Raw genomic sequence first — 23,468 nt, forward strand, 5'->3', positions numbered from 1 at the left:
TCTTTTTCCTTAGCTGTCGCAAGATCGCGCGCCACCAGCCCTGCCGTCACGGCTGCGGCGACGGGCTGACGACGCAATAGTGTTTGTAGTGTACTGGAACCGGGTGACCGCCGCCAATCAACTATTCCAGGTCGTTTCATCCGCCGAAGCAGTGACACGCCGGCTCACCCGCTCAGCGCCGCGCGATGATGGCCTTGATCTGGTTGGCCAGGGACTGCATCGAGAACGGCTTGGTCAGCAAATGCATCCCTCGGCCCAAGGCCCCCTCGCCGATCCCCGCGCCCTCGGCATACCCGGTGATGAACAGCACCCGCAGGTCAGGCCGATGCAAACGCGCGGCATCGGCCATCTGCCGGCCGTTCACCCCGCCCGGCAGGCCGACATCGGTGATCAGCAGGTCGATATGCACGTCCGATTGCAGCACCTTCAGCCCCGACACGCCATCCGCCGCCTCGATGGCCGCGTAGCCCAACCCTTCCAGCACATCCGCCACCAGCATGCGCACGGTCGGCTCGTCATCCACGATCAGCACCGTCTCGCCGGCCCTCGCCCGCGGCATCTCGGGCGACCTGGGCACCGCCGGCGTGTCCCCCTCGGCCGCGCCGCGATCCTGCGGCAGGTCGATGCTGACCGTCGTGCCCGCGCCCACCACCGAGGAAATCCGCACATTGCCGCCGGACTGCCGGGCAAAGCCGTAGATCATCGACAGCCCGAGGCCGGTGCCTTGCCCGATCGGTTTGGTGGTGAAAAACGGCTCGAAAGCGTGCTGGATCACATCGTCCGGCATGCCGCTTCCGGTGTCGCTGACGCGGATCGAAACGTACGCACCCGGCTCCATCGCGCCATCCCGGGCATCCTGTCCGCTCACCTGGATATTGACGGTCTCGATACGCAGGCGTCCGCCATCCGGCATGGCATCGCGCGCATTGATGCACAAATTGAGAATCGCGTTCTCCAACTGGTTGGGATCGCACAATATCGGCTTCGGATCGTCGGCGAACGCCGTCTCAACCGCGATCTCCGGCCCGACCGTCCGCCGCAGCAGTTCCGTCATCTCGGCGATCAGCGTATTGGCGCTAACCCGCTTTGCATCCAGCGTCTGACGGCGCGCGAAGGCCAGCAGCCGATGCGTCAACGCCGCCGCGCGACCCGCCGCATCCTGCGCCATCGTCACATAGCGATCGACCTCGCTGCCCCGGCCCTGCGACAGCCGTAATTTCAACAGGTCCAGGCTGCCGCTGATCCCGGTGAGCAAGTTGTTGAAGTCGTGCGCCAAGCCACCGGTCAGTTGTCCGACGGCTTCCATCTTCTGCGACTGGAACAGCAGCTCACGCGACTGGTCCAACTTCAACTGCGCCTCCCGCCGTTCGGACAGGTCGCGGGTGATCTTCGCGAAACCGACCAGGACGCCTTTGTCATAGATGGCATCCACCACCACGCTGGCCCAGAACAGGGTGCCGTCCTTCCGCCGCCGCCAGGCCTCCGCTTCGTAACGCCCCTCCCGCCTCGCCGTCTCGAGTGCCTTTGCCGGCACCCCCGCCTCGGCATCCTCCGGCGTGTAGAAACGGGAGAAATGTTCGCCGATGATCTCGGCCGCGGCGTAGCCCTTGATGCGTTCGGCACCCGCGTTCCAGCTTGTGACGCGCCCATTCAGGTCCAGCATGTAGATGGCATAGTCGGTCACGCTCTGCACCAGCAGGCTGAACTGGCGTTCACTTTCCTGTGCGGCGAGCCGAGCCTCGCGCTGTTCCGTCATGTCGCGGGTGATTTTGGCGAAGCCGATCAGGGCGCCGTCCCGGCGAATGGGATCGATGACGACCATGGCCCAGAAATGGCTGCCATCCTTCCGGCATCGCCACGCCTCCGTCGCGAAACGACCGGTCGTGGCGGCGATCCGCAGCGCCCGCTCAGGCACGCCGGCCGCTCGGTCTTCCTCAGTGTAGAACCGAGAAAAATGCTCGCCGATGATTTCGTCCGCCGTGTAGCCCTTGATCCGTTCGGCACCGGGATTCCAGCTTACGATCCGCCCCTCGGGGTCCAGCATATAGACCGCGTAATCAACCACCCCCTGGACGAGCAGTTCATACGCATCGCTGGCCGGAAACGTCCTGGGGCGGTTCACATCGTCAACAATCGTCGACACGATCCGTCCCCCGATCCACGGTCAGCCGGCAGTGCAGCACCGTTTCGCGTCAGGTTCAACCGAATATCCCCTTCTCCTCGCCGCCAGGCCACCGAGGTCTGGAGCAAGCCCATAGAAAGGCGCACCATGCCCAGGTTCCAATGCAGGAGGAAATCAATATGTTGAAATCCGGCGTCTCCATGTTCTTCACCGACTACTCCATGCCGCCCGCCGCGCTGGGCCAGGCGCTCGAGCAGCGCGGTTTCGAATCACTCTGGGCCCCCGAACACTCCCACATCCCGCTCAGCCGCAAATCGCCATTTCCCGGCGGCGGCGACCTGCCCAAGCGCTACTACGACGCCATGGACCCGTTCGTGACTTTGACGGCGGCGGCGGCGGCGACCAAGACGCTGATGGTCGGCACCGGCGTCTGCCTGGTGGCGCAGCGCGATCCGATCCAGACGGCGAAGCTGGTGGCGTCCATCGACCAGGTGTCCGGCGGCCGTTTCCTGTTCGGCATCGGCAACGGCTGGAACCAGGACGAACTGGAAGACCACGGCGTGAAGTTTGCCGACCGGCACAAGGTAGCTCGGGAGCGCGTCGAGGCGATGAAGGCGATCTGGACCAAGTCGAAGCCGGAATATCACGGCGAGTTCGTCAATTTCGATCCGATGATGACCTGGCCGAAGCCGGTGCAGAAGCCGCATCCTCCGGTGATCGTCGGTGGCGCCTTTCCCTACTCCGCCAGACGAGCGATCCGTTACGGTGAAGGCTGGATTCCCCAGGCGGCCCGCGGCAGCTACAAGGAAATCGCCGACCTGATCCCGGAATTCCGCAAAATGGCCACCGAGGCCGGCCGCAACCCCGACGAGATCGCCATCACCGTCTGGTTCCCCCGCCGCGACCTGGACATGATGAAACGCTACGCCGACCTGGGCGTCGAACGCGTGGTGTTCAACCTGGAATCCGAAGGCGAAGACAAAGTGATGCCGGTGATCGAAGAGATCGGCGAATTCATGCACAAGGCGAACGGTTAGGGCTCAGGCCAAAGCAGCCGGTCGTTTGACAACTGGTCGTTTGACAACTGGTCGTTTGACGGACGCCGCCGGTCCCTCATCGTCATGGCGGGCGCAGGCCCGCCATCCACGCCTTGCTGCGCCGGCCTCGGAAAAGGCATGGATGGTGGGCCTACGCCCACCATGACGGATTGGACGGCAGTGCCAATACGGCGATACGCCTCCCCAACCCCTCACTCAGCAACCCCCACAACCGCATCCGGCTGCTTCAACATGGCATCATCCGACAGCATCACCGTGTAGACCACCGCCCCTGCCAGGGCGATGACCGCGGCGGCGACCATCGGTGCCATCCAAGACCCGGTCCACTGCAGCAACACCCCCACCATAATGGGCGCGATCAGCCCGGCGGCGTTGCCAACGCAGTTCTGGATGGCGCTGACCTGGGCACCCTGCTGCTTCGGTGCGATCTCGGCATTCGCCGCCCAGACCACGCTGTTGGTGATCAGGATCCCGAACACCGCGACCGAAAGGCACGCCACGGTCGCGGTCACCGTCACAGTGAACAGCGACAGAAACGACGCCATGCTGAGGATCATCCCCAAACCAAGGAACGCTTTCCTCGCGCGCATCATCGGCCAGCCCCGCCGCACCAGCCCATCGGACAGCCGCCCGCCCAACAGAGCGCCAATCAGGCCAAAAAACCACGGAATCGAGCCAAATATCCCGGTATGCAAGGTCGTCAGATGATGCTGCTCGATCAGGTACGTCGGCAGCCAGGTCAGCAAAAAATACAGGTTGAACAGCAGCGCCGCATGACCGATCGACAGCCCCAGAATATTGCGATTCGTCAGCAATTCACGCCACCCCGCCCGCGTCACCATGGTCTCGCGTTTGCTGTTGTTGCGCAGATAGGCCCGTTCCGCCTCGTTGGCGCCCCGATGCTGCTCCGGCTGGCGGTAATAGGCGATCCAGCCGATGGCCCACAGCAGCGCGATCACGCCGGTGCCCACGAACACCGCCTGCCACCCGAAATCCGCCAGCAGCCAGCCGATGAAGGGGGACCCGATGAACACTCCAAGCGGCACGCCCGCCACCGTCATCGCCGAGGCAAACCCACGCTCATGATCCGCCGCCCAATACCCGATGACCTTGGTGCCCGCCGGCGCGAGTGGTGCCTCACCCGCCCCCAGCAGGGTCCGCCATGCGGTCAGCGAAACGATGCCGCCGGCTGTGGCCGTGAAGATCGTTGCGAATCCCCACAACAGCGCCGCCCCACCATAAACGAAACGCACGCCGAACTTGTCCAGCGCCAGGCCCATCGGCACCTGCAACACGAAGTAGGTCCACAGGAACGCCGACAAGACGATCCCCATTTGCGCCGGACCAATACCGAACTCCTTCATCAGCATCGGCGCCGCATAGGAGAGATTGACTCGATCGATATAATTGATCGTGGCCGCGATCAGCAGCATGCTGATGATCCGCCACCTGACATTTGTCATGACCTTGGACGCCCCGGAGTTGTGATTGGATTAGGCCGGGGCAATGACCGCTGAAAGCCCGGGAGTCAAGGTCAGTCCAGCCAAGCCATCGCCACCCGTCACAGCCTGACAGGCACGCCATCCACGCCTTGCCCTCGCGCCAAACCCTCACTCCAACCAGGCTACCGCTCGGATCGGACTGCTGCTGCCCCGCCCCGTCATGGCGTGCGCAGGCACGCCATCCACGCCTTGCCCTCGCGCCAAACCCTCACTCCAACCAAGCCACCGCTCGGATCGGGCTGCCGCTGCCACCCCTGATCTTCAGCGGAAACCCGATGAACCGGAACCGCCCCTTCCCCACCAACTGATCGAGGTTCACCAGCCCCTCCATATGCGTGAACCCCATGTCCCGACAAACGTGGTGTACCTCGAAATTCGTGCGGCCGGGCCGCCCGGGACTGACCGCCTCGACGCCGAACATGGTGATCCCCTTATTGCCCAGCCACGTGGCGGATTCCTTGGTCAATCCGGGAAAATCGGTGATGAAAGCCTCGGTGCCATGCGTACGGCGATAAAAATCCATGTGCAGCAACACGGTATCCCGCGGCCTGATCTCGATCCCGGCAGCGCTTTCCGCCGCCTGCAAATCGGCGATGCTGATGTCGCTTTTCAGCGGCTTGTGCGACAGGTCCAGGCACACCGCCTCGGTGAAGAAATTCTCCAGCGGCATCTCGTCGATGCCCTTCGCACCCGGCCGTTCATCGAAATGAACCGGCGCATCGACATGGGTTCCGGAATGATCCCCCATGTTCAGCGACATCACCGCCGAGGAAAATTCATAACCATCCGCGACCCGTTTCTCCTCATGCGTCGAGAACGGCGCGATGATCACCATCGGATGGTTCGGCAAACGAGCCATTTTGTGATGGATTTCGCGGCTCAGGTCGATCAGTTTCATCCGTTCCGTTCTCCTGTCAGGTCCACGCCGCCGGGTGAGTCCCCAACGGCACCGGCGGCCGGTCCCAGCGCGCCGGCGTTTCCGATAGCACAGCCGCATGTCGCACGGCATGCAGACGTCCCAAGCTCGATTCCCCAACCTCCATCAGATCGGCGACGGCGTCGGCATCCGGCACCGAACCGGCCAGCCCATTCGGCACCCGGCCCAGATCGCGGATCCAGCGTCCGGTGCGTGCCAGGGACACCTGCACGTGCCAGCTTCCACCTTCCTGCATGCGCCGCATCAGCGCGACCAGCGCGCCGAACGCCAGCAGGTAGCCCGACCCGTGATCCAACGCCTGGCACGGCAACGGTTTCGGCGCCGTCTGCCCCGCCGCCTCGGCCTCCGCGTGGTTGATACCGCTGGCGGTCTGCGTGATGCTGTCGAAGCCGCGCCGCCCCGACCACGGCCCGACATGGCCATAAGCCGACAACGATACATACACGATGCCGGGCCGCAAGCGTGCCGCATCTTCCGGACCGAACCCGAGTTCGGCCAGCCCGCCGGGACGGTACCCTTGGACGAAAATATCGGCTTCCGACAGCAAGTCCTTCAAACGCTGATTGTCGTCCTTGTCCCGCAACTCCAGATGCGCCGACAGCTTGCCGCGCCCGGTATCGATCACCAGACGTGGCAGGTTCGGAATGTTCGCACTGGCGATGTTCATCACCTCGGCGCCATGCGCCGCCAGCGTCCGCCCACAGACCGGACCGGCTATCACGCGAGTCAGGTCCAGCACCCGAACCCCCGACAGCGGCCGATCCGCCGGCGGCAAATCGCGAGCCGGGGCATCGCCGATGCGGGTGATCTTGACCACTGGCTGCGTAACGACCGCCTGGCCGTGCGGATGCACGTCCCATTCGGCGAAACTGCGCATCGCGGTGGCGCACATATTGTTGGCGGCGGCCGCGTCCTCCAGATCGTAGCCGGTCCATGACCGCAACGCCGTGGCGACCGCCTGCTTGTCATACTCGCATCCCAGGATGCGCAGGATACCGGCGCGATGATGCGGAAAGTTGGTGTGCAGGCGCACCCAGCGGCCATCGCCACACTGATAATTTCCAGCGATACGATCCCACGGATCCTCCGGCACCTCACCTTCCAGGCGAGCGAAATGCTCCGACAGGAACTCGATCGCGGCGTGCCGCATGTCCACCGAGACCGTCTGCCGTCGGCCCCCCCGCTGCCGCCACACCGTCGCGGCAGCCAACCCGGCGGCGGCGATGGAAACCTGCGCCGCGGTGCCGACGGCGAAGCTGGATGGCAGGACCGGATCAGCGCCGGTCAACCGCACATCGTCCAACGCCTCCGGCGGCAGTTGGGCGTCGGACCACAAGGCGGACAGATGCGGATTCATGCCAACGTCTCCTTCGGTACGAAATCCTTCCAACGGTCAGGGGTCTCAGGCTGCTCGCCATAGCTGGTCAGCGCATCCGCCGAACGACCAATCAATTCCCGAAACGTCAGGCCCCGTTCGGCAAGAAACGAATCCACCTCATCGATCACCCGGGTCAGTCCGCCAAACCCCTCATGCATCACAATCGACAGTAGTTCGGTCGCGCTGGCGCCGCACAGCGCCATCCGCAGCACATCGCCGCCGGACCGCACGCCGTTCGTCCCCATCAACGGCAAGTCACCACCTGTCGCCTTCCGGGTCAGCGCCAGGAACCGGCAGACGATCGGCAGCGCCCAGCCACCGCCATAAGCCGCCGAGGTCCCCAACACCGGCGCGAACGTCTCCAGATCAGGCACCAGAGCCATGAACCGCCCCATCATGCACACCGCGTCCGCACCACCGGCACGAGCCGCCACCGCCAGAGCCGGCAGGTTGGACGACAGCCCGGTCAGCTTGACCCACAACTGCATCCCCTCCGTCACCGCGCGAACCTGACGCACCAGATCGGTCAGCCGCCCCGGATCGGTCTCCTGCACGATGGCACCCGCCGCCGCCTCCGACGCATGCGGCGCACCGACATTCAGCTCGAACACCCGCAACCCCGCCCGACGCGCCATACCAGCGATCGACACGGCGCCCTCGGCACCGGCGTAGACGATACTCGCCGCGACGAACCGGCCCTCCCGCCCCACCTCACGATCAATCGCGGCAATAGCAGCGAACCACTCCTCCGTCCCGCGCTGCGTCAGGCCGGAGCGGTTGAACAGCGACACCCCTCGCCCCGCCGTCGGCACCCCCTGAGCATCCAGCCGAACATAATCGGCCCGATCCAACTGCCGCCCGCCGGCCGGGTTCTCGTTCACCGACTTGGCGATCACACCCGCCACCCCGGCGCGCAAGGCGGCACGGATACCCGCCTCGGTCATCACCGGCTCACCGGACGCGCAGATAACCGGGTTAAGAAGCGGAAAACCCCCGATGGATGTACTCAGCCGACTCATCGCCGCCCCGTCGGCACCTGGTTGAACGGCTTGCCCTTATCCGCCCGAATATCGGACGGCAACCCCAGCACCCGTTCGGCAATGATATTCCGCAGAATCTCATCCGACCCGCCGGCAATACGCGAACTCGGCGACGACAGCAGTGCGGCCTGGAACATCGCATAAGCCTCGGCCAGATCGTCATCCACCACCAGCCCGCCCGCGCCCATCAGATCCAGCCCATAACTGGCGATATCCTGCAATTTCGAGGCATTCACCAGCTTATGGATGGAATTTTCCGGCCCCGGCGTCTCGCCTTTCGACAACGCCGTCATCGTGCGGAACCGGGTGAACTTCAGCCCCTGCGAACGCGCATGCCACTCGGCGATCTTTTCCCTTACCGCGCCGTTCCGGATCGCCGGCTTGCCATTGATCCGCACCTTGCGGCTGAGTTCCACCAGATCATCGACCTCCGGCCGCTGCACATCCCCCACCGCCAGCCGTTCATTCATCAGCGTGGTCAGCGAGACCTTCCATCCCTGCCCCACCGCCCCCAGCCGCTGGCTGTCAGGCACACGCACATCGGTAAAGAACACCTCATTGAAATGCCGAGCACCGGACATCTGGTGGATCGGCCGTATCTCGATCCCCGGCGACTTCATATCGAGGAAAAAGAACGTCAGCCCCTCATGCTTCGGCACATTCGGATCAGTGCGCACCACGATGATCCCGAAATCCGACAGATGCGCGCCGGACGTCCAGATCTTCTGCCCATTGATGACCCAATCGTCACCATCACGCTCCGCCCGCGTGCGCAGCGCCGCCAGGTCCGATCCACCGGCCGGCTCGCTGAACAACTGGCACCACACTTCCTCACCGCGCAGCGCCGGCCGAACATAGCGATCCAACTGTTCCGGTGTCGCATAGGTCATCATAGTCGGGATGCACATCCCCAGCCCGATCTCATACAGACCACGAGGAACAACGAAATCGTCCTCCTCCTGATTGTAGATCACCTGCAGAATGGGCGACGCCTCCCGCCCGCCAAACCGTTTCGGCCACGTCAACCCGGCGAACCCCGCATCGTCCTTTTTCGCCTGCCACGCCCGACAGCGCTTCACCGCCTCGGCATCCACGCCGCTCTGCCGCAGCACCGGCCGAGCCCCCGCTTTCAGTTCCGCATTGGCGGCCAGAAATGCCCGAGCCTCGGCGCGAAATACGGCTTCTTCAGACGTATCGTTGAAGTCCATGACGTGCCTCCCCTAAGCCGCGTTACGCGTTTCCAGCAGATCGACCAGCCGGTCCTTCCAGAACGGTGCCGATCCGATCGCCAGCCCCAACTGCTTGGACCGCCGATAGAACAGATGACAATCCACCGCCCAGGTAAACCCGATGCCGCCATGCGTCTGGATGTTTTCCTTCGACGCCAGATGGAACGCCTCGGTCGCCGACACCCGAGCCGTCGCCGCGGCCAACGGCAGGTCCGTCGCATCTGCCCCCAGCGCCCAGGCGCCGTAATAGGCGTTGGACCGAGCCAATTCCAACGCCACGTACATATCCGCCAGCTTGTGCTTGATCGCCTGGAACGACCCGATCGGCCGCCCGAACGCGAACCGCTCCTGCGCGTACTCGCGCGCCATCTGCAGGCAGGCGTCCGCCCCACCCACCTGCTCGAACGCGAACAAGATCGCCGCCCGATCCAGCACCCGCTGCACCGAACCCCAGCCGCCAGACCCAAGCGCCTGCACCGGCAGCCCGTCGAAATCCAACCGAGCCTGGTTGCGCGTCGGATCCAGGGTGCGAAGGTCCCGCCGCCGCACCCCCGCCAGATCGGCGACGAACAGCCCCGGCTGCCGATGTTCATCGCACGCCACCACCACCGCGATATCGGCGATCCCACCATCCGCCACCGGCCATTTCACACCGCTCAGCCGGCCGCCCACCACACGAGCATGGATCGTCCCCGGTTCCGGGTTGCCGTTACCCTCCGACAGCGCGAAACACCCAATCGCCGATCCGTCCGCCAACTTCGGCAGGTATTCGCGGCGCTGAGCGTCCGATCCGGCGGTCAGGATCGCCTCCGCCGCCAGATACGCCGAGGACGCGAACGGCACCGGCGCCACCGCTCGCCCCATCTCCTCGGCCAGCACGCACAGGCCTTCGTACCCCAGGCCCGCCCCGCCGAATTCTTCGGGGATCGCCGCGCCAATCCAGCCCATGTCCGCGATCTCTCGCCACAGCCCGGCGGCGTAGGCTTCCTCCCCGTCCAGCGAGCGACGCACAACGGCCGGCGTGCAGCGTTCCGTCAGGAACCGCCGGGACTGATCGCGCAACTGCTTCAGATCGTCGGAAAAGTCGAAGTTCATGATACGCCTCCCCTGCGGAAACTTTGCCCACCGGACGGAGCGAAGGGAAGCGTTATCCCTGGTTGTTGCCCGGCAACCCGCGCGGAAACAGGTTGGCGGCAAGCAGCCCACCATCCACATCCAGCGTCGTCCCCGTGACGTACCGCGCCATATCCGACGCCAAAAACAGCGCCGCTCGGCCGATATCATCGGGCGTGCCACGCTGGCGCATCGGCAGCAGGCTGCCGGCATACAACTCCGCCCGCTGCGGCGTATCGAACATCCGAGGCGTCACGATATGCCCCGGCGCGATGGCATTCACCCGAATGTGGTGCGGCGCCCATTCCACCGCCATCGTCTGCACCAGGCTGATCAGCCCAGCCTTCGCCGCGCCGTACACGCCGCGCATCGGCGCCGCCCGCTGCCCATCCACCGAGGCAATACCGACGATCGCCCCCGGCTGCCCGCGCTTGATCAGCGATTCCGCCACCTGCCTGGCCACAAGGAAAAAATAGCGCAGATTCAAATGCATCTGCTGGTCCCAAACCTCCGCCGTGGTGTCCAGCAGAGACCCCCACGCCGCGGCCCCCACGATCGACACCATCAGATCCAGGCCGCCCAGCTTCGCCTCCGCCTCGGCGACGATCATCGGGATCTGGGCATCGTCCAACACGTTGCCCGCGATGGTGAACGCCCGCCTGTCCAGCGCCTCGACCTTCTTCCCGACGGCATCGGCACGCTCCGGCACCACATCCACCAGCGCCACATCACACCCCGCTCGGGCCAGGAACAGAGCCGAACTCTCGCCCATACCCTGGCCGCCGCCGATGATCAGGGCTTTCTGACCGGCCAGTCCAAAGAATGAAGCTTCCGATGACATGACTGCTTTCCTCCACCGCTTTTCGTTGGCGGCAGTGGATCACCATGTGGCCGGCGTTGCAAAACCCGATCGCCGGTCTCGTGGCAGATCTGTGCGTCTTCGAACAGACCCGGCGGCCAGTCCAGCGGCGGCAACTGCCGCGGCATGATGCCATCAGGGGCACCGGGCCGATCCGGAGCGTCATCCTGCGGCAGACGCAACGTGCGGGCCAGGAATCCCTGCCAGTCCGACATATGCAGCCAGGATGTGTTGGTTAGCCTCACGATTTCCATGTCCATCACACAACTCTCCCTCTGACGGAAACTGCTATCAGACGGAACGTGATTGATCTGTGATCGACCCGACCGGGTCGCGTGATTCACACGGGCAGCAGGCGCCCATGCGGTCCCGGCGGCAGGATGATCTTGATCGCGTCACCGGGCCGCACCTCGCCGCCTGTCAGGACCACCGCCATGACACCCGCCTTGCGGATCAGATTTCCCTCCGCATCCCGGTCCAACGTGGCCTTCATCAGCCCCGGCTTGAACCGATCAAGCTGAACACACGGATTCCGCAGCCCAGTGACCCGGATTTCCGCTGTCTCGCCGATCCGCAGCACCGCACCCGTCGGCAGGCCCAACAGATCGACATCACCGGTCAGGATGTTCTCACCAATATCGCCCGGCCCGATCACGAATCCTTGATCGCGCAGCGTCTCCAGCAGTTCCCGGTGCAGCAGATGCACCTGGCGCAAATTCGGCTGCATCGGATCGCGCGCCACCCGGGACCGGTGCTGCACCGTGGTGCCGAGATGCGCGTCGCCCTCCACCCCTAGACCGGCCAGCAACCGTATCCACATCCTGGGTTGCTTGCTGAACCGGTGGGTACCGCGCTGACTGACCGCCTCGACAATCCCCGCCATCGACCTTTCCCACACTGGAGCCAGACCATGCCTACCATCCCCATCGGAATCGACGCCACCGGCACCCGCACCGAGACCGACTCGATGGGCGCCGTGCAAGTCCCCGCCGATCGCTACTGGGGCGCGCAAACCCAGCGCAGCCTGCATCATTTTTCCATCGGCGACGACCGGATGCCGAAGGAACTGTCGCGCGCCTACGGCATCGTCAAGAAAGCCGCGGCCGAGGTGAACCGCACGGACGGCCGCCTTCCGGCCGACAAGGCCGAAGCCATCATCCAAGCCACCGACGAAGTCATTTCCGGCGCGCTGGACGCTCATTTCCCGCTGTACGTCTGGCAGACCGGCTCCGGCACCCAGTCCAACATGAACTTGAACGAGGTCATATCAAACCGAGCGATCCAGCTCCTCGGCGGGAAGATCGGCAGCAAAACGCCGGTGCACCCCAACGACGATGTCAACATGTGCCAATCCAGCAACGACACCTTCCCGTCAGCGATGCATGTCGCGACGGTGTTGATGCTCGACGATCTGTTGCTGCCGCAAATCGAGGAGCTGGCCTTGGCCATCGAGGAAAAGGCCGAGGCATGGATGGGCGTGGTGAAAATCGGCCGCACCCATCTGGAAGACGCGGTGCCGCTGACCGTCGGCCAGGAATGGTCCGGCTATGCGCACCAACTACGTGACGCGATCCGCGACATCGAGGCCAGCAAGCGTGGCCTTTTCGAAATTGCCGCCGGCGGCACCGCCGTCGGCACCGGCATCACCGCACCACGCGGCTTCAGCGAGAAAATCGCCGCCCGCATCGCCGCATTGACCGGCAAACCGTTCATCACCGCGCCCAACAAGTTCGCCGCCCAGGGATCGCTGGACGCGATGACCCGAACCTCCGCCGCGTTGCGCGGGCTGGCGGTGGCGCTGATGAAAATCGCCAACGACATGCGCTGGCTGGCGTCCGGCCCACGCTGCGGCCTGGGCGAACTGCTGCTGCCGGACAACGAACCCGGGTCATCGATCATGCCCGGCAAGGTAAATCCCACCCAGTGCGAGGCCATCGTGATGATCTGCATCCAGGTCATCGGCGAGGACACCGCCGTCGCCTTCGCCGGCAGCCAGGGCAATTTCGAGCTGAACACCATGCGCCCGATCATCATCAACAACGTCCTGCACTGCGCCCGCATCCTGGCCGACGGCTCAGAAAAATTCCGCCTGCACTCAGTCGAAGGCACAAAACTGAACGAAAAGCGCATCAGCCAATACGTCAACGAATCGGTCATGCTGGTAACCGCCCTGTCCCCGGTGATCGGCTACGACAAGGCATCCGAAATCGCTCACACCGCGATGGCGGAGGACCTGACCTTGAAGGAAGCAGCAATCCAGTCAGGCGCGGTCACCGCCGAAGACTTCGACCGCATCGTCGATCCCGCCACCATGGTCGGCGAGGGCTTGGCCGGAAGCTAAGCAAATTTTTAAGGCGGATTAGCGGGATAAGGCGCGGATGAAGGGGATTTCAGTTTTTCGTGCTCAAGCGCCAACAACCCCGAATCCCCTTCATCCCTCTACATCCCGCTAATCTGCCTCAAAAAAAGCTGGTGCATCGTCCGCGACGCCGCCCGACGCAGCAATGTCCTTGGCTTTCTCTTTCCAGACAGGCTAGCGTCCCATTGGGACCCACGTCCGCCGACCCGAATGACCGATAAACAAGGCAAGAGGACGGCTATGAACGCACCAATCGATGTCGATCTGAAGACGCGCGCCTATTCCACCCCCCTGGAAGACCTAGATCCCAGCGACCCCAGGATTTTCTACGAGGACGCCTGGCAGCCGTATTTCGAGCGCTTCCGCCGCGAAGCCCCGGTGCATCGCGTCAAGGACAGCCCGTACGGCCCCTATTGGTCGGTGTCCAAGTACAAGGACATCATCCAGGTCGAGGTGAACCACAAGGTGTTCTCCTCCTCCGACGAAGTCGGCGGCATCATGATCAACGATGCGCCCAAGGGCATGGAACGCACCAGTTTCATCCGCATGGACCCGCCCGACCACGATGACCAGCGGCGTGGGGTCAGCTCAACCGTCAATCCCGTCACCCTGGCCAAGATGGAGGACCTGATCCGCGCCCGCACCAACATGGTGTTGGACCGGCTGCCCAGGAATGAGCCGTTCAACTGGGTGGAACACGTGTCGATCGAGCTGACATCGATGATGCTCGCCACGCTGTTCGACTATCCGATCGAGGACAAACAGCGCCTGATCCGCTGGTCCGACACGTTCATCTGCGACATCAATGCGCCCGACGCGCCGGTGAAGTCGGAAGAAGAACGCTTCGCCAAGCAGATGGAATTCGCCGAACACATGAACGAATACTGGGAGGATCGCGCGAAGAAGCCGAAAAGCTTCGACGTGATCTCGATCCTTGCGCACGGCGACGCGACCAAGGACATGACGCTGCGCGAGAAAATGGGCGTGCTGATCCTGTTCCTGGTGGGCGGCAACGACACCACCCGCAATTCCATGACCGGCGGGCTGTGGGGTCTGTCGCAGTTCCCCGACCAGTTCCAGAAACTACGGGACAATCCCGAACTGACCACCAGCCTGATCCCGGAAATCGTCCGCTGGCAGACACCGGTGATCCATATGCGGCGCACCGCGAGCGAGGATTTCGAACTGCGCGGCCAGCAGATCAAGGCGGGCGACAAAGTGGTGATCTGGTACATCTCGGGCAACCGCGATGAAGACCACATCGACCAGCCGAACAAGTTCATCATCGATCGCGCCCGCCCGCGCGAGCACATGTCGTTCGGATTCGGCATTCATCGCTGCCTGGGCAACCGCCTGGCGGAGATGCAACTGAAAATCCTGTGGGACGAAGTCCTGCGCCGCGACATCAAGATCGAGGTACTGGACAAGCCCGTCTACGCCTACTCCAACTTCCTGCACGCGATCCGCAACCTGCCGGTCCGCATCGCCGCCTGAGCGTCACCCGAACGTCCGGTCCTCTGGCCGGACGTTCGCCCTCACACCAGCCGGCTTTATCGTTGATCCGTCGATACCATTCGCGCACCCGTCATGGCGGACGAAGGCTCGCCATCCACGCCTTGGGTTTCGCACGCGAGCCGCTTGGTCCTACTTCCCCGCTATCGCGCAGGCATGATCTTCCAACTGTTCCCCCGACGCCCGATCGCCGGCCGCGAGGTCAGCCTTGTCATCGAGCAGCACAAACCCATTGCTGCCGTCAGCGAAAGTCTCCCCCACCAGAGCCAGCGTGTGCTTGCTGATATCGCCACCGGTCGTGGGATCGCCCTCCGCCAAAATCCGGAACGGATTGACCCCATCCAACGTCTCATGGTCGATCCGGATCGCCCGATAGGAATGACCAGCCAGGGGAACCGGAAACGGCGCCCACACCCCACCGATCTTGTCGAGATTCGCCGCCAGTGCCTTGCGCACCTCGAGGTCGATGCAGTCGATATGGATGTGCAACTGATCCTGCGTGCGTCCGTACGGCGAATTAATCGCCAGAGCGATACCATCACGCGCCAACGGCGTTTGCGCGCGATCCTCGACGAAATACCGGGCCTGCCACGCCGCATCCCAGTAGTTGGGGGCGCTTTGCTCCAGTATCTTCGGGTCCTCGATCCCGCTGACCCGAGCGGTCGGGATCAGCAGGAACTGGGTGGCACCGTCCCGGTCCTTCAATAAGGCGAAACCCTTGTCCACGCCTTCCGACACATTGACCGACGTACAGGGGGCCGGGTCACGCTCCGCCTGTTCATGCGGCACGCATTGGCCGTTGACGATCTTCCACAGCGCGGACGGATCGGCCCGAGCGCCGGCGGGCGCAAGCAGCACACCCGCCAGCAGCGCGAGGAAAAGGCGCATCAGCCCTCCCCCAGCTCCGACCCGGCCAATAGTTCACACAGTTTCGCCATCTCGGTATGATCCGCATTTGGACCAAACTTCGCCTGTGCCGAAACGATCATCTCATTCACCAGCGCCGACAGCGGCGCCGAGGTGGCGGTTTCACGCCCCACCTGCATGGCGATGGACAAATCCTTCGCCAGCAGCCCCATGGCAAACCCCGCATCGAACTTCCGCGACAGCACGAACTGCTTGAATTTCTTCTGCGTCGAGTTGTTCATCCCCGTCGCCGCGTTCAACACATCCGTCATCACAGCCGGATCGAGTCCGAAACGCTGGCCGATCAGCAGCGCCTCGATCCCGATCAGGAACCCGCCGGTGCTGACCATGTTGTTCAGCGCCTTCATCGCCTGACCGGACCCGACCCCACCGGTCTTCAGCACCGACCCCATGGCCGACAGCACCGGCATCGCCCGGTCGATCGTTGCTTCATCGCCACCGACCATGATCGCCAGTTGCCCGGTCTTCGCCCGCGGTACGCCGCCTGAAACCGGACCGTCGATCAACGTGCCGCCCAGCGCCGCGACCTGCTCAGCCAGGCGCTGCGTGACCGACGGCACGCCGGAACTCATTTCGATGATGACGGTCCCGGGCTTCATGCCGGCGAACAGGTTGTCGTCGCCGCCGGACAGCACCCGCTCCACGATGACGCTTGTGGGCAGCATCGTGACGATCACCTCCGACGTCTCGGCCAACTGCCGCAGGCTGTCGGGTGCGAACCCGCCAACCTGCTGCACGAAATTATCCGCCATTTCGCGGCGTGAATCGTTCACGTTGACGGTGAAACCGGCCTTCACAAGACAGGCGGCCATCGGCCAACCCATATTGCCGACGCCGACGAATCCGACTGTCTTGGTCATGGAACGTTACCCTTTCGCCGAATCAATTTCCTTGAACACCTCGGTGGCGATCTTGAACGCCTCCAGTGCCGCCGGGATGCCGCAATAGCCGCCGACCTGGATCAGGACTTCCTTGATCTCGTCGCGAGTAACGCCATTGGTCACCGCCGCCTTCAGATGCAGGCGCAGTTCCGAACCGCGGTTCAGCGCGGACAGCATGCCCAGGTTGATGATGCTGCGGGTTTTGCGATCCAGGCCCGGCCGGGTCCAGCACATGCCCCACGCCATCTCCGTCGTCATCTGCTGGAACACCGCGTTGAAATCGTCCGCCCGGGCCAGCGAGCCATCGACATAATCGCCGCCCAGCACCTCGCGGCGAACGGCGAGACCCTTCTTGAACAGCTCGCTCTGGTATTCGGGGCGGTTGGGAACGTCGACCATGGCTTGTCTCCTGGTTGGTTTGGACGGGCGGGAACCTAGGCGCGGTGTGCCGCTCGGGCAAGCCGGGCCGCCACCGTTGACAGCCCCGGCGCCGCCCGCCAAAGCGAATGACAAACCAAAATCAAGTTGGAGACGTCCATGCCGATCCGCCGCCGAACCCTGCTGACCGGGGCCGCCGCCCTGTCGATGCCCGCGATCCGCCGAGGCAACGCCGCATCCACCATCAAGATCGGCGTGTTGTCGGACATGAGCGGGCCCTACGCCGAGGCATCGGGTCCCGGCGATTTCCTGGCAGCGCAGATGGCGGCTGAAGATTTCATGAAATCGTACCCCGAAATAAACGTGGGGGTGATCCAAGGCGACATGCTGCTGAAGCCCGATGTCGGTGCCGCGATCGCGCGTCAATGGTATGATCAGGACGGCGTCGATGCCATTTTCGACATCCCGCAATCTGCCGTCGCGATCGCCGTCGGCCAGGTGGCAAAGGAAAAGGACAAGGCGGTGATTTTCACCGCCGCCGGTACGCCCGACCTGACCGGGAAATACTGCACGCCGAACCAGATCCAGTGGACCTACGACCTGTGGAGCAATTCCAACGCCATCGCCCGCGGCCTGGTGGAAGCCGGCGGCGACAGTTGGTTCTTCATCGCGCCGGACTACATCTCCGGCCAGGTCATGGTGAGGGATACCAGCAAGATCGTCGAGCAACTGGGCGGCAAGGCCGCCGGATCGGCACTCTACCCGTTCCCCGGCACCAGCGACTTCTCGGCGTATCTGGTGCAGGCACAGGCCAGCAAGGCGAAGGTGCTGTGCCTCGCCAACGCGGGCGACGACACCGCCAACTGCATCAAGCAGGCGCATGAGTTCGGCTTGCCGCAAAGCGGCATCAAGATCGCGGCACTGGTGTATCAGGACTACATCTCACGCTCCGTCGGCCTGGAACTGGCACAAGGGATCGTCGGCGCGATGCCGTTCTATTGGGACATGAACGACGAGACGCGCGCTTTCTCGGCCCGCTTCACCCCGCGCTACCACAATGCCCGCCCCAACTATTTTCACGCCGGCAGCTACTCGGCGGTCTGGCACTACCTGAAGGCGGTCGCGGCGATGGGGCCGGACAAGGCAAAAGCCAGCGGCAAGGCAGCCATCGCGCAGATGAAGGCTATCCCTGTCGCCGATCCGTTGTATGGAACCGGCGTGGTGCGGCAGGACGGCAAATTCGTTCATGCCAACCATGTATGGCAGACGAAAACTCCGGCTGAATCGAAGGGCGAATGGGACCAGTACAAACCGTTGGCGACAATCCCGCGGGACCAGTCATTCCAATCGATGGAAGCGCTGGGCTGCCCGCTGGTCAAAGCCTGACGCTGCGGGATGCCAGGGCGCTGCTGGCGGCAGGGCTGATCACGGAAGCCTCGATCGCCGGCATCGAGGCAACCGAGGCGCGCTACGCCGTCGCCATCCCCCCGGCGATGCGGGCTCTGATCGAAACCCCAGACGATCCGATCGGACGGCAGTTCATTCCCGACGTCTCCGAACTGACTACGGCGGCCTTCGAACGCACCGACCCGATCGGCGACGACGCGCTCTCCCCGGTCAAAGGCGTAGTCCACCGCTATCCAGACCGGGCGCTGCTAAAACCGTTGCTGATCTGCCCGGTGTATTGCCGCTTCTGTTTCCGGCGCGAACACGTCGGCCCCGACGGCGGCGTGCTGACCGAGGCCGAACTGGAAACCGCATTCGCCTGGTTCGCCGCCCATCCGACGGTGACCGAGGTCATCCTGACCGGCGGCGACCCCCTGATGCTGTCGCCGAGGCGCCTGCGCGCCATCATCGCGCGCCTGTCGGCGATGCCGCACATCCAAACCATCCGCATCCACTCGCGCGTCCCCGTCGCCGATCCCGACCGGCTGACCGACGAACTGGCCGCCGCCATGGACACCGACCAATCCCTATGGCTGGTCGTCCACGCCAACCACGCGCGAGAATTCACCCCAGCCGCCGCCCAGGCGTTACGCCGTATCCGGGCACTAGGCATCCCGTTACTCGGCCAGTCGGTCCTGTTACGAGGAGTTAACGACAGCCCAGAGGCGCTCGAAGCACTATTCCGGTCAATGGTCTCATTCCGAATGAAACCATATTACCTCCACCAACTCGACCCTGCCCCCGGAACCGCTCGGTTTTACGTCCCCATCGAGGAAGGCCGAACCCTGCTGGAGTCATTACGAGGCCGCGTAACAGGCCTGGCCTGGCCCACCTACGTCCTGGACATCCCGGGTGGCTTCGGCAAGGTCCCAATCGGCCCGGACTACCGTCAGCCGGACGGATCCGTACGCGACATTCGGGGCGGGATTCATTCGACTGAACTGGGCTCTCGTTCTGAAAAAGAATTGGAACCGCAGATGAACGCAAATGAACGCAAATAGAAAGTTTATGTTACGCCACCCCGCCGAAAGACAGACGCACGCCCCTTACCGCCCCGCCAGCAGACGTACGACCCTTGGCCGTCACACGGGCAGACGTACGGCCCTTGGCCGTCACACGGGCAGACGTACGGCCCTGGTCCGTCACACGGGCAGACGCACCAGCCTCTCCCCGTCATGGTGAGCGCAGGCTCACCATCCACGCCTTTGGTTGCATATGCACAAGACCGGCAGAATACCCCCGCACCCACTTATTTGCGTTCATCCGCGGTTCCCAATCTCTCCCTCACAACATAGCCAAAGGCAGAGGCTGCTCCCCCAACATATCCCGCAGGATCACATCGCGCGCCTCGTCCAGATCCAGCCCGTTCGTTTCGATCAACGCCGCCGAATCCTGCAAAATCGCATCGACGTCCTGCATGATCTTCAGGCGTTTGAACAGGTCGGGACGCTGCAACCCCATGCTCTCCCCCACCAGTTCCAGGAAGTTGACGACCTCGAACGGCCAATCCCGTTCATGGCTGCACAACTCCCGATGGCACGCATGGTAAACCCCCGCCAACGTCGTCACCCCCGCATCGGCCGCCGCCTGTAGCTGCCCGCGGTGCAGGTCCTGCTTGAACCCCGGCAACGGAGTCAGCTTGTTGCACATATAGCCAACCCGAGGCTGCTCCAGATCCACAAAATCCACCCCGGGAATGGCACACACAATCGCCCGCGCCGCCTCGGGCACCCCAGGCGTCCCGGGATGCTCATGCAGCCCAACGCGCTTCTCCACACGGTGCTTCAACAACGGCCGCAACGTGTCCAGCCGTTCCGCCAGGAACCGCACGAACGGCGCCATATCTAAATCCGACTTCGCAGCCGGCGCGGCAATCTCCATCAACTGGATCTGGCAGGTTGGGCACCACGACAGCGCCCGAGGCGCGGCAGCCGCCAGCCGATCGACTGTCCGATAAGCGATGCGTCCCGACGTCGCCAAATCCCCGGCCCCAAACTGCAACACCCCGCAGCAGGCCGACGGCCCGCCCATCACGCGATACCGAATCCCCATCGCGTCCATGATGTCCAGCGCCAGCAACACGATATGCGGCGTCTTCATGACGTTGCAGCCGGTGTAGAAGACGATCTCCGGCTGCTCTTCCTCATCAGAATCGGGACGGAAGCGAGCCAGCGTATCCGGCGGCAACTGCAACCGCGACAGCACGCGAACCCCCTTGGTCATGGCACCAAACCGGGCAAACGCGGTCTGCCGCCGAGCGACCGGGGCGTCATGGTTCAAGGTCGCAACACGGGCCAGCGCCAGCATCAGCCGCGGGTTCACCCCATGCTGACAGGCCGGAATACAGTGCCCGCTGCCCGAACAAACCGCGGCCCAGCGGCTCGCCTCGGCATGCACCCCACCGCGCAACACAGTCAAAATACCGGCGGTCAACGCCTTGGGATCGGATGTGTCCAATCCGGCAGGCTCGGGCATCGGGCAAACTTCGGCACAGGCACCGCAGGTGGTGCAGCGATCGAGGATTTCCGCCGCCGTGTCATGCAGCGCATATTCCATGGTGGCAGCATCCATGCTCCGGTCCTCCAGATGGATAGCAGGGGCATCATGGCCGGAACCCGCCCGGCCATGATGCCCTTCACGCTAGGTCGAGTAATCCGAGAACGCTACGCCAGCAAACCGAGCCCGGTAATCCGTGCGCACATTCACCAACGCCACCATGCCTTCGTCGACTTTCTTCTGCGCGCGTTCCAGGGCCGGGCGGATATCTTCCACTTTCGTGATGTATTCGCCGTAGCCGCCGAGCGCCTCGCAGATTTTGTCGTAACGCGTGTAACCAAGATCGCGGCCGGGCTTCTCGCGCTTCGGATCGCCGGTCCAGCCGCCGTTCAGGCTGATCACCACCAGAAGCGGGATCTTGTGACGGATGGCCGTGTCCAACTCCATGGCGTTCAGGCCCATCGACCCGTCGCCATGAACCACGATCACCTGCTTGTCGGGGCAAGCGACTTTCGCACCGACACCGAACGGCATGCCGACGCCCATGGTGCCGAACGGACCGGAGTTCAGGCGGTGACCCGGCGCGAAGGTCGGCATGGTCAGGCGGCCGAAGTTCAGCGTCTCCTGCCCATCGACGCACAGGATGGCGTCGCGGTTCATGAAGTCGCGGACGGCTTCCAGCATGCGAACGGGATGGATGTCGCCATCCTCCTGCAGTTTGTTGGCGCCGGCGGACGACCGTTTCGCTTGCTCGCCATCGGCCAGTTGCTTGCGCCAGCCGGCATATTTGTCGGGGCTGATGCGGCCCTTGATGCCTTGCAGCAACTGACCCAGCACCGCCTTGCAATCGCCGACGATGGGGATGTCGACATAGCGGGCGGCGGTAGCGATTTCGGCCGGATCGATGTCGATACGGGCGATCTTGGCGGTAGGCCCAAAGCGCGGCGGGCTGGCATGACCGATGATGTAGTTCATGCGGGTGCCGAGGACGATGATCAGGTCCGCATCACGGAACGCGCCGGAACGCATGGACGGATAAGCGTATTGATGATCGTCCGGCACGACGCCACGGCCTTGCGGGGTGGTGTAGAACGGGATGCCGGCGGCTTCCACGAATGCCTGCATCTCTTCCCAGGCACGCGACCAGATCACGCCGGACCCTGATACGATCACCGGATTCTTCGCCTCGGCCAGGGCACCCAGCAGCGCGTCGATCTGACGCGGGTCGCCCAGCGGGCGGCTGTCCAGGATAGGGCGGCCAGCGAAGCTCCAATCCACCAGGTTTTCGTCGATCTTCTGGTAGAGCATGTCGCCCGGGCAATCGAGGTAGACCGGGCCGGGCTTGCCGGTGATCGCCTTTTGCAGGGCGAAATTGATCTGTTGCGGAATACGCTTCAGGTTGATCAGCCGGTCGACATGCTTGCAGCAGCCGCGCATCAACTCGACCTGGTCGATTTCCTGGAACACCTGGCGACCGAACTGCGACAGCGGGCTGGAACCACCCAGCGCGACGACGGGGCAGCAATCCACCAGCGCGTTGGCCATGCCGGTAATCAGGTTGGTCACGCCGGGGCCGGACGCGGCCATGCACACTGACGGGACCTGCTTCAACCGGCTGTAGGCCTGGCAAGCAAACGCCGCCGCCTGCTCATGCCGGACGTCGATCATGCGGATGCCTTCCTTGATGCAGGTGGCTTCCGCCAGCAGCATCGGGCCGCCCATGATATAGAAAAGGTCCTTAACACCCTCTTTTTGCAGGCATCGGGCAATGATTTCCGAGCCGGTGATTTCTGCCATATTCGTTGTCTCCCTCTAGGTGTCGATTAGCCGATGATGTTGTCCGAACGCAAATGGCCGACCTGGTCGGCCCCGAAACCAAGCCAGGTGGTCAGCACGTCGTCGTTGTTCGCCCCCAGTAACGGGGCAGGCTTGACCGGCGGCGGGCTGCCGGAGAAGCGAACGGGCCAGGCGATCATCTTGAACGGCCCGACCACAGGATGGTCGATGGTCTGCATGATGCCGCGTTGTTCGAACGTCGGATCGTTCTGCAATTCCATCGTATCGAGCACCGCACCAGCCGGAATACCCGCGGCACCGATAATCTCCATCGCCTCGTGCTTGGTGTGCCGGCGGGTCCAGGTGGCGACCATTTCGTCCACTTCCGCGGCGCGTTCGGCGCGCGCGGCGGGGCTGTCGTAGCGGGGATCGCCGATCAGATCTTCGCGGCCGAT

The 23,468-nt window shown here is 63.8% G+C and carries 20 protein-coding genes; 5 read left to right on the forward strand and 15 right to left on the reverse strand.

The window, feature by feature from the left end:
• Nucleotides 1-172: 172 nt before the first annotated feature.
• The gene (locus GSQ89_RS11265; protein ID WP_254073169.1) at nucleotides 173-2,143 is read right to left on the reverse strand and encodes a PAS domain-containing sensor histidine kinase; all 1,971 of its coding nucleotides are present in this window, start codon (nucleotides 2,141-2,143) and stop codon (nucleotides 173-175) included.
• A 158-nt stretch (nucleotides 2,144-2,301) separates the two neighbouring features.
• Between GSQ89_RS11265 and GSQ89_RS11270 the strand changes: the two genes are divergently transcribed.
• Nucleotides 2,302-3,159: an LLM class F420-dependent oxidoreductase gene (locus tag GSQ89_RS11270; RefSeq protein ID WP_216856118.1), complete on the forward strand. Its 858-nt coding sequence runs from the start codon at nucleotides 2,302-2,304 to the stop codon at nucleotides 3,157-3,159.
• A gap of 212 nt (nucleotides 3,160-3,371) precedes the next feature.
• Here GSQ89_RS11270 and GSQ89_RS11275 read toward each other — a convergent pair whose 3' ends face one another.
• From GSQ89_RS11275 to GSQ89_RS11310, 8 genes are all read right to left on the reverse strand, one after another.
• Complete coding sequence (locus GSQ89_RS11275) at nucleotides 3,372-4,643, reverse strand: MFS transporter (RefSeq protein ID WP_158925055.1); 1,272 nt, start codon at nucleotides 4,641-4,643, stop codon at nucleotides 3,372-3,374.
• A gap of 247 nt (nucleotides 4,644-4,890) precedes the next feature.
• Complete coding sequence (locus GSQ89_RS11280; RefSeq protein WP_158925057.1) at nucleotides 4,891-5,580, reverse strand: cyclase family protein; 690 nt, start codon at nucleotides 5,578-5,580, stop codon at nucleotides 4,891-4,893.
• 16 nt (nucleotides 5,581-5,596) lie between these two features.
• Nucleotides 5,597-6,976 (reverse strand): CoA transferase, encoded by a 1,380-nt coding sequence (locus GSQ89_RS11285; protein ID WP_158925059.1) that lies wholly within the window; start codon nucleotides 6,974-6,976, stop codon nucleotides 5,597-5,599.
• Nucleotides 6,973-8,016, reverse strand: coding sequence for a dihydroorotate dehydrogenase (locus GSQ89_RS11290; protein WP_158925061.1), 1,044 nt, complete (start codon nucleotides 8,014-8,016; stop codon nucleotides 6,973-6,975). Before GSQ89_RS11290 ends, GSQ89_RS11285 begins: the two co-directional genes overlap by 4 nt.
• Entirely contained in the window at nucleotides 8,013-9,245 is a 1,233-nt protein-coding gene (locus GSQ89_RS11295; protein WP_158925063.1) for an acyl-CoA dehydrogenase family protein, read from the reverse strand. Before GSQ89_RS11295 ends, GSQ89_RS11290 begins: the two co-directional genes overlap by 4 nt.
• A 12-nt stretch (nucleotides 9,246-9,257) precedes the next feature.
• Complete coding sequence (locus tag GSQ89_RS11300; RefSeq protein WP_158925065.1) at nucleotides 9,258-10,361, reverse strand: acyl-CoA dehydrogenase family protein; 1,104 nt, start codon at nucleotides 10,359-10,361, stop codon at nucleotides 9,258-9,260.
• Nucleotides 10,362-10,413: 52 nt separating this feature from the next.
• On the reverse strand, nucleotides 10,414-11,220 hold the full coding sequence (locus GSQ89_RS11305; RefSeq protein WP_158925067.1) for an SDR family NAD(P)-dependent oxidoreductase: 807 nt from the start codon (nucleotides 11,218-11,220) through the stop codon (nucleotides 10,414-10,416).
• Nucleotides 11,221-11,578: 358 nt separating this feature from the next.
• Nucleotides 11,579-12,121: an MOSC domain-containing protein gene (locus GSQ89_RS11310; RefSeq protein ID WP_158925069.1), complete on the reverse strand. Its 543-nt coding sequence runs from the start codon at nucleotides 12,119-12,121 to the stop codon at nucleotides 11,579-11,581.
• Nucleotides 12,122-12,148: 27 nt separating this feature from the next.
• Here GSQ89_RS11310 and fumC point away from each other — a divergent pair, with 27 nt between their 5' ends.
• Both fumC and GSQ89_RS11320 read left to right on the forward strand, forming a co-directional pair.
• On the forward strand, nucleotides 12,149-13,579 hold the full coding sequence (gene fumC, locus GSQ89_RS11315) for a class II fumarate hydratase (protein ID WP_158925071.1): 1,431 nt from the start codon (nucleotides 12,149-12,151) through the stop codon (nucleotides 13,577-13,579).
• Between the two features lie 258 nt (nucleotides 13,580-13,837).
• On the forward strand, nucleotides 13,838-15,091 hold the full coding sequence (locus GSQ89_RS11320) for a cytochrome P450 (RefSeq protein WP_158925073.1): 1,254 nt from the start codon (nucleotides 13,838-13,840) through the stop codon (nucleotides 15,089-15,091).
• Nucleotides 15,092-15,241: 150 nt separating this feature from the next.
• On the opposite strand, the gene GSQ89_RS11325 is transcribed toward GSQ89_RS11320, so the two are convergent.
• The 3 genes from GSQ89_RS11325 to GSQ89_RS11335 are packed head-to-tail and all read right to left on the reverse strand — an operon-like array spanning nucleotide 15,242 to nucleotide 17,316.
• The gene (locus GSQ89_RS11325; RefSeq protein WP_158925075.1) at nucleotides 15,242-15,997 is read right to left on the reverse strand and encodes a CDP-diacylglycerol diphosphatase; all 756 of its coding nucleotides are present in this window, start codon (nucleotides 15,995-15,997) and stop codon (nucleotides 15,242-15,244) included.
• Nucleotides 15,997-16,896 (reverse strand): NAD(P)-dependent oxidoreductase, encoded by a 900-nt coding sequence (locus GSQ89_RS11330; protein WP_158925077.1) that lies wholly within the window; start codon nucleotides 16,894-16,896, stop codon nucleotides 15,997-15,999. The genes GSQ89_RS11325 and GSQ89_RS11330 overlap by 1 nt, the downstream gene beginning before the upstream one ends.
• A gap of 6 nt (nucleotides 16,897-16,902) precedes the next feature.
• A complete protein-coding gene (locus GSQ89_RS11335; RefSeq protein ID WP_158925079.1) occupies nucleotides 16,903-17,316 on the reverse strand; it encodes a carboxymuconolactone decarboxylase family protein in 414 nt (137 codons plus the stop codon).
• A 138-nt stretch (nucleotides 17,317-17,454) separates the two neighbouring features.
• On the opposite strand from GSQ89_RS11335, the gene GSQ89_RS11340 reads away from it, so the two are divergent.
• On the forward strand, nucleotides 17,455-18,681 hold the full coding sequence (locus GSQ89_RS11340; protein ID WP_158925081.1) for an ABC transporter substrate-binding protein: 1,227 nt from the start codon (nucleotides 17,455-17,457) through the stop codon (nucleotides 18,679-18,681).
• The gene (locus GSQ89_RS11345) at nucleotides 18,591-19,742 is read left to right on the forward strand and encodes a lysine-2,3-aminomutase-like protein (protein ID WP_158925083.1); all 1,152 of its coding nucleotides are present in this window, start codon (nucleotides 18,591-18,593) and stop codon (nucleotides 19,740-19,742) included. Before GSQ89_RS11340 ends, GSQ89_RS11345 begins: the two co-directional genes overlap by 91 nt.
• Nucleotides 19,743-20,025: 283 nt before the next feature.
• Here GSQ89_RS11345 and GSQ89_RS11350 read toward each other — a convergent pair whose 3' ends face one another.
• The 3 genes from GSQ89_RS11350 to GSQ89_RS11360 form a co-directional block, all read right to left on the reverse strand.
• Nucleotides 20,026-21,312 (reverse strand): (Fe-S)-binding protein, encoded by a 1,287-nt coding sequence (locus tag GSQ89_RS11350; protein ID WP_158925085.1) that lies wholly within the window; start codon nucleotides 21,310-21,312, stop codon nucleotides 20,026-20,028.
• A gap of 69 nt (nucleotides 21,313-21,381) precedes the next feature.
• The gene (locus GSQ89_RS11355; RefSeq protein ID WP_158925086.1) at nucleotides 21,382-23,034 is read right to left on the reverse strand and encodes a thiamine pyrophosphate-binding protein; all 1,653 of its coding nucleotides are present in this window, start codon (nucleotides 23,032-23,034) and stop codon (nucleotides 21,382-21,384) included.
• Between the two features lie 26 nt (nucleotides 23,035-23,060).
• A partial coding sequence (locus GSQ89_RS11360; RefSeq protein WP_174254848.1) for a CoA transferase occupies nucleotides 23,061-23,468 on the reverse strand: 408 nt, incomplete at its 5' end.

Origin of the sequence: Acidisphaera sp. S103 (assembly GCF_009765975.1) — a bacterium.
Lineage (GTDB): Bacteria > Pseudomonadota > Alphaproteobacteria > Acetobacterales > Acetobacteraceae > Rhodopila.

What these genes read in the sequence shown, in the direction of transcription:
- GSQ89_RS11270 (WP_216856118.1), top strand. Translation starts at nt 2,302, where the DNA reads ATGTTGAAATCCGGCGTCTCCATGTTCTTCACCGACTACTCCATGCCG.
- GSQ89_RS11275 (WP_158925055.1), bottom strand. Translation starts at nt 4,643, where the DNA reads ATGACAAATGTCAGGTGGCGGATCATCAGCATGCTGCTGATCGCGGCC.
- GSQ89_RS11280 (WP_158925057.1), bottom strand. Translation starts at nt 5,580, where the DNA reads ATGAAACTGATCGACCTGAGCCGCGAAATCCATCACAAAATGGCTCGT.
- GSQ89_RS11285 (WP_158925059.1), bottom strand. Translation starts at nt 6,976, where the DNA reads ATGAATCCGCATCTGTCCGCCTTGTGGTCCGACGCCCAACTGCCGCCG.
- GSQ89_RS11290 (WP_158925061.1), bottom strand. Translation starts at nt 8,016, where the DNA reads ATGAGTCGGCTGAGTACATCCATCGGGGGTTTTCCGCTTCTTAACCCG.
- GSQ89_RS11295 (WP_158925063.1), bottom strand. Translation starts at nt 9,245, where the DNA reads ATGGACTTCAACGATACGTCTGAAGAAGCCGTATTTCGCGCCGAGGCT.
- GSQ89_RS11300 (WP_158925065.1), bottom strand. Translation starts at nt 10,361, where the DNA reads ATGAACTTCGACTTTTCCGACGATCTGAAGCAGTTGCGCGATCAGTCC.
- GSQ89_RS11305 (WP_158925067.1), bottom strand. Translation starts at nt 11,220, where the DNA reads ATGTCATCGGAAGCTTCATTCTTTGGACTGGCCGGTCAGAAAGCCCTG.
- GSQ89_RS11310 (WP_158925069.1), bottom strand. Translation starts at nt 12,121, where the DNA reads ATGGCGGGGATTGTCGAGGCGGTCAGTCAGCGCGGTACCCACCGGTTC.
- fumC (WP_158925071.1), top strand. Translation starts at nt 12,149, where the DNA reads ATGCCTACCATCCCCATCGGAATCGACGCCACCGGCACCCGCACCGAG.
- GSQ89_RS11320 (WP_158925073.1), top strand. Translation starts at nt 13,838, where the DNA reads ATGAACGCACCAATCGATGTCGATCTGAAGACGCGCGCCTATTCCACC.
- GSQ89_RS11325 (WP_158925075.1), bottom strand. Translation starts at nt 15,997, where the DNA reads ATGCGCCTTTTCCTCGCGCTGCTGGCGGGTGTGCTGCTTGCGCCCGCC.
- GSQ89_RS11330 (WP_158925077.1), bottom strand. Translation starts at nt 16,896, where the DNA reads ATGACCAAGACAGTCGGATTCGTCGGCGTCGGCAATATGGGTTGGCCG.
- GSQ89_RS11335 (WP_158925079.1), bottom strand. Translation starts at nt 17,316, where the DNA reads ATGGTCGACGTTCCCAACCGCCCCGAATACCAGAGCGAGCTGTTCAAG.
- GSQ89_RS11340 (WP_158925081.1), top strand. Translation starts at nt 17,455, where the DNA reads ATGCCGATCCGCCGCCGAACCCTGCTGACCGGGGCCGCCGCCCTGTCG.
- GSQ89_RS11345 (WP_158925083.1), top strand. Translation starts at nt 18,591, where the DNA reads ATGGGACCAGTACAAACCGTTGGCGACAATCCCGCGGGACCAGTCATT.
- GSQ89_RS11350 (WP_158925085.1), bottom strand. Translation starts at nt 21,312, where the DNA reads ATGGATGCTGCCACCATGGAATATGCGCTGCATGACACGGCGGCGGAA.
- GSQ89_RS11355 (WP_158925086.1), bottom strand. Translation starts at nt 23,034, where the DNA reads ATGGCAGAAATCACCGGCTCGGAAATCATTGCCCGATGCCTGCAAAAA.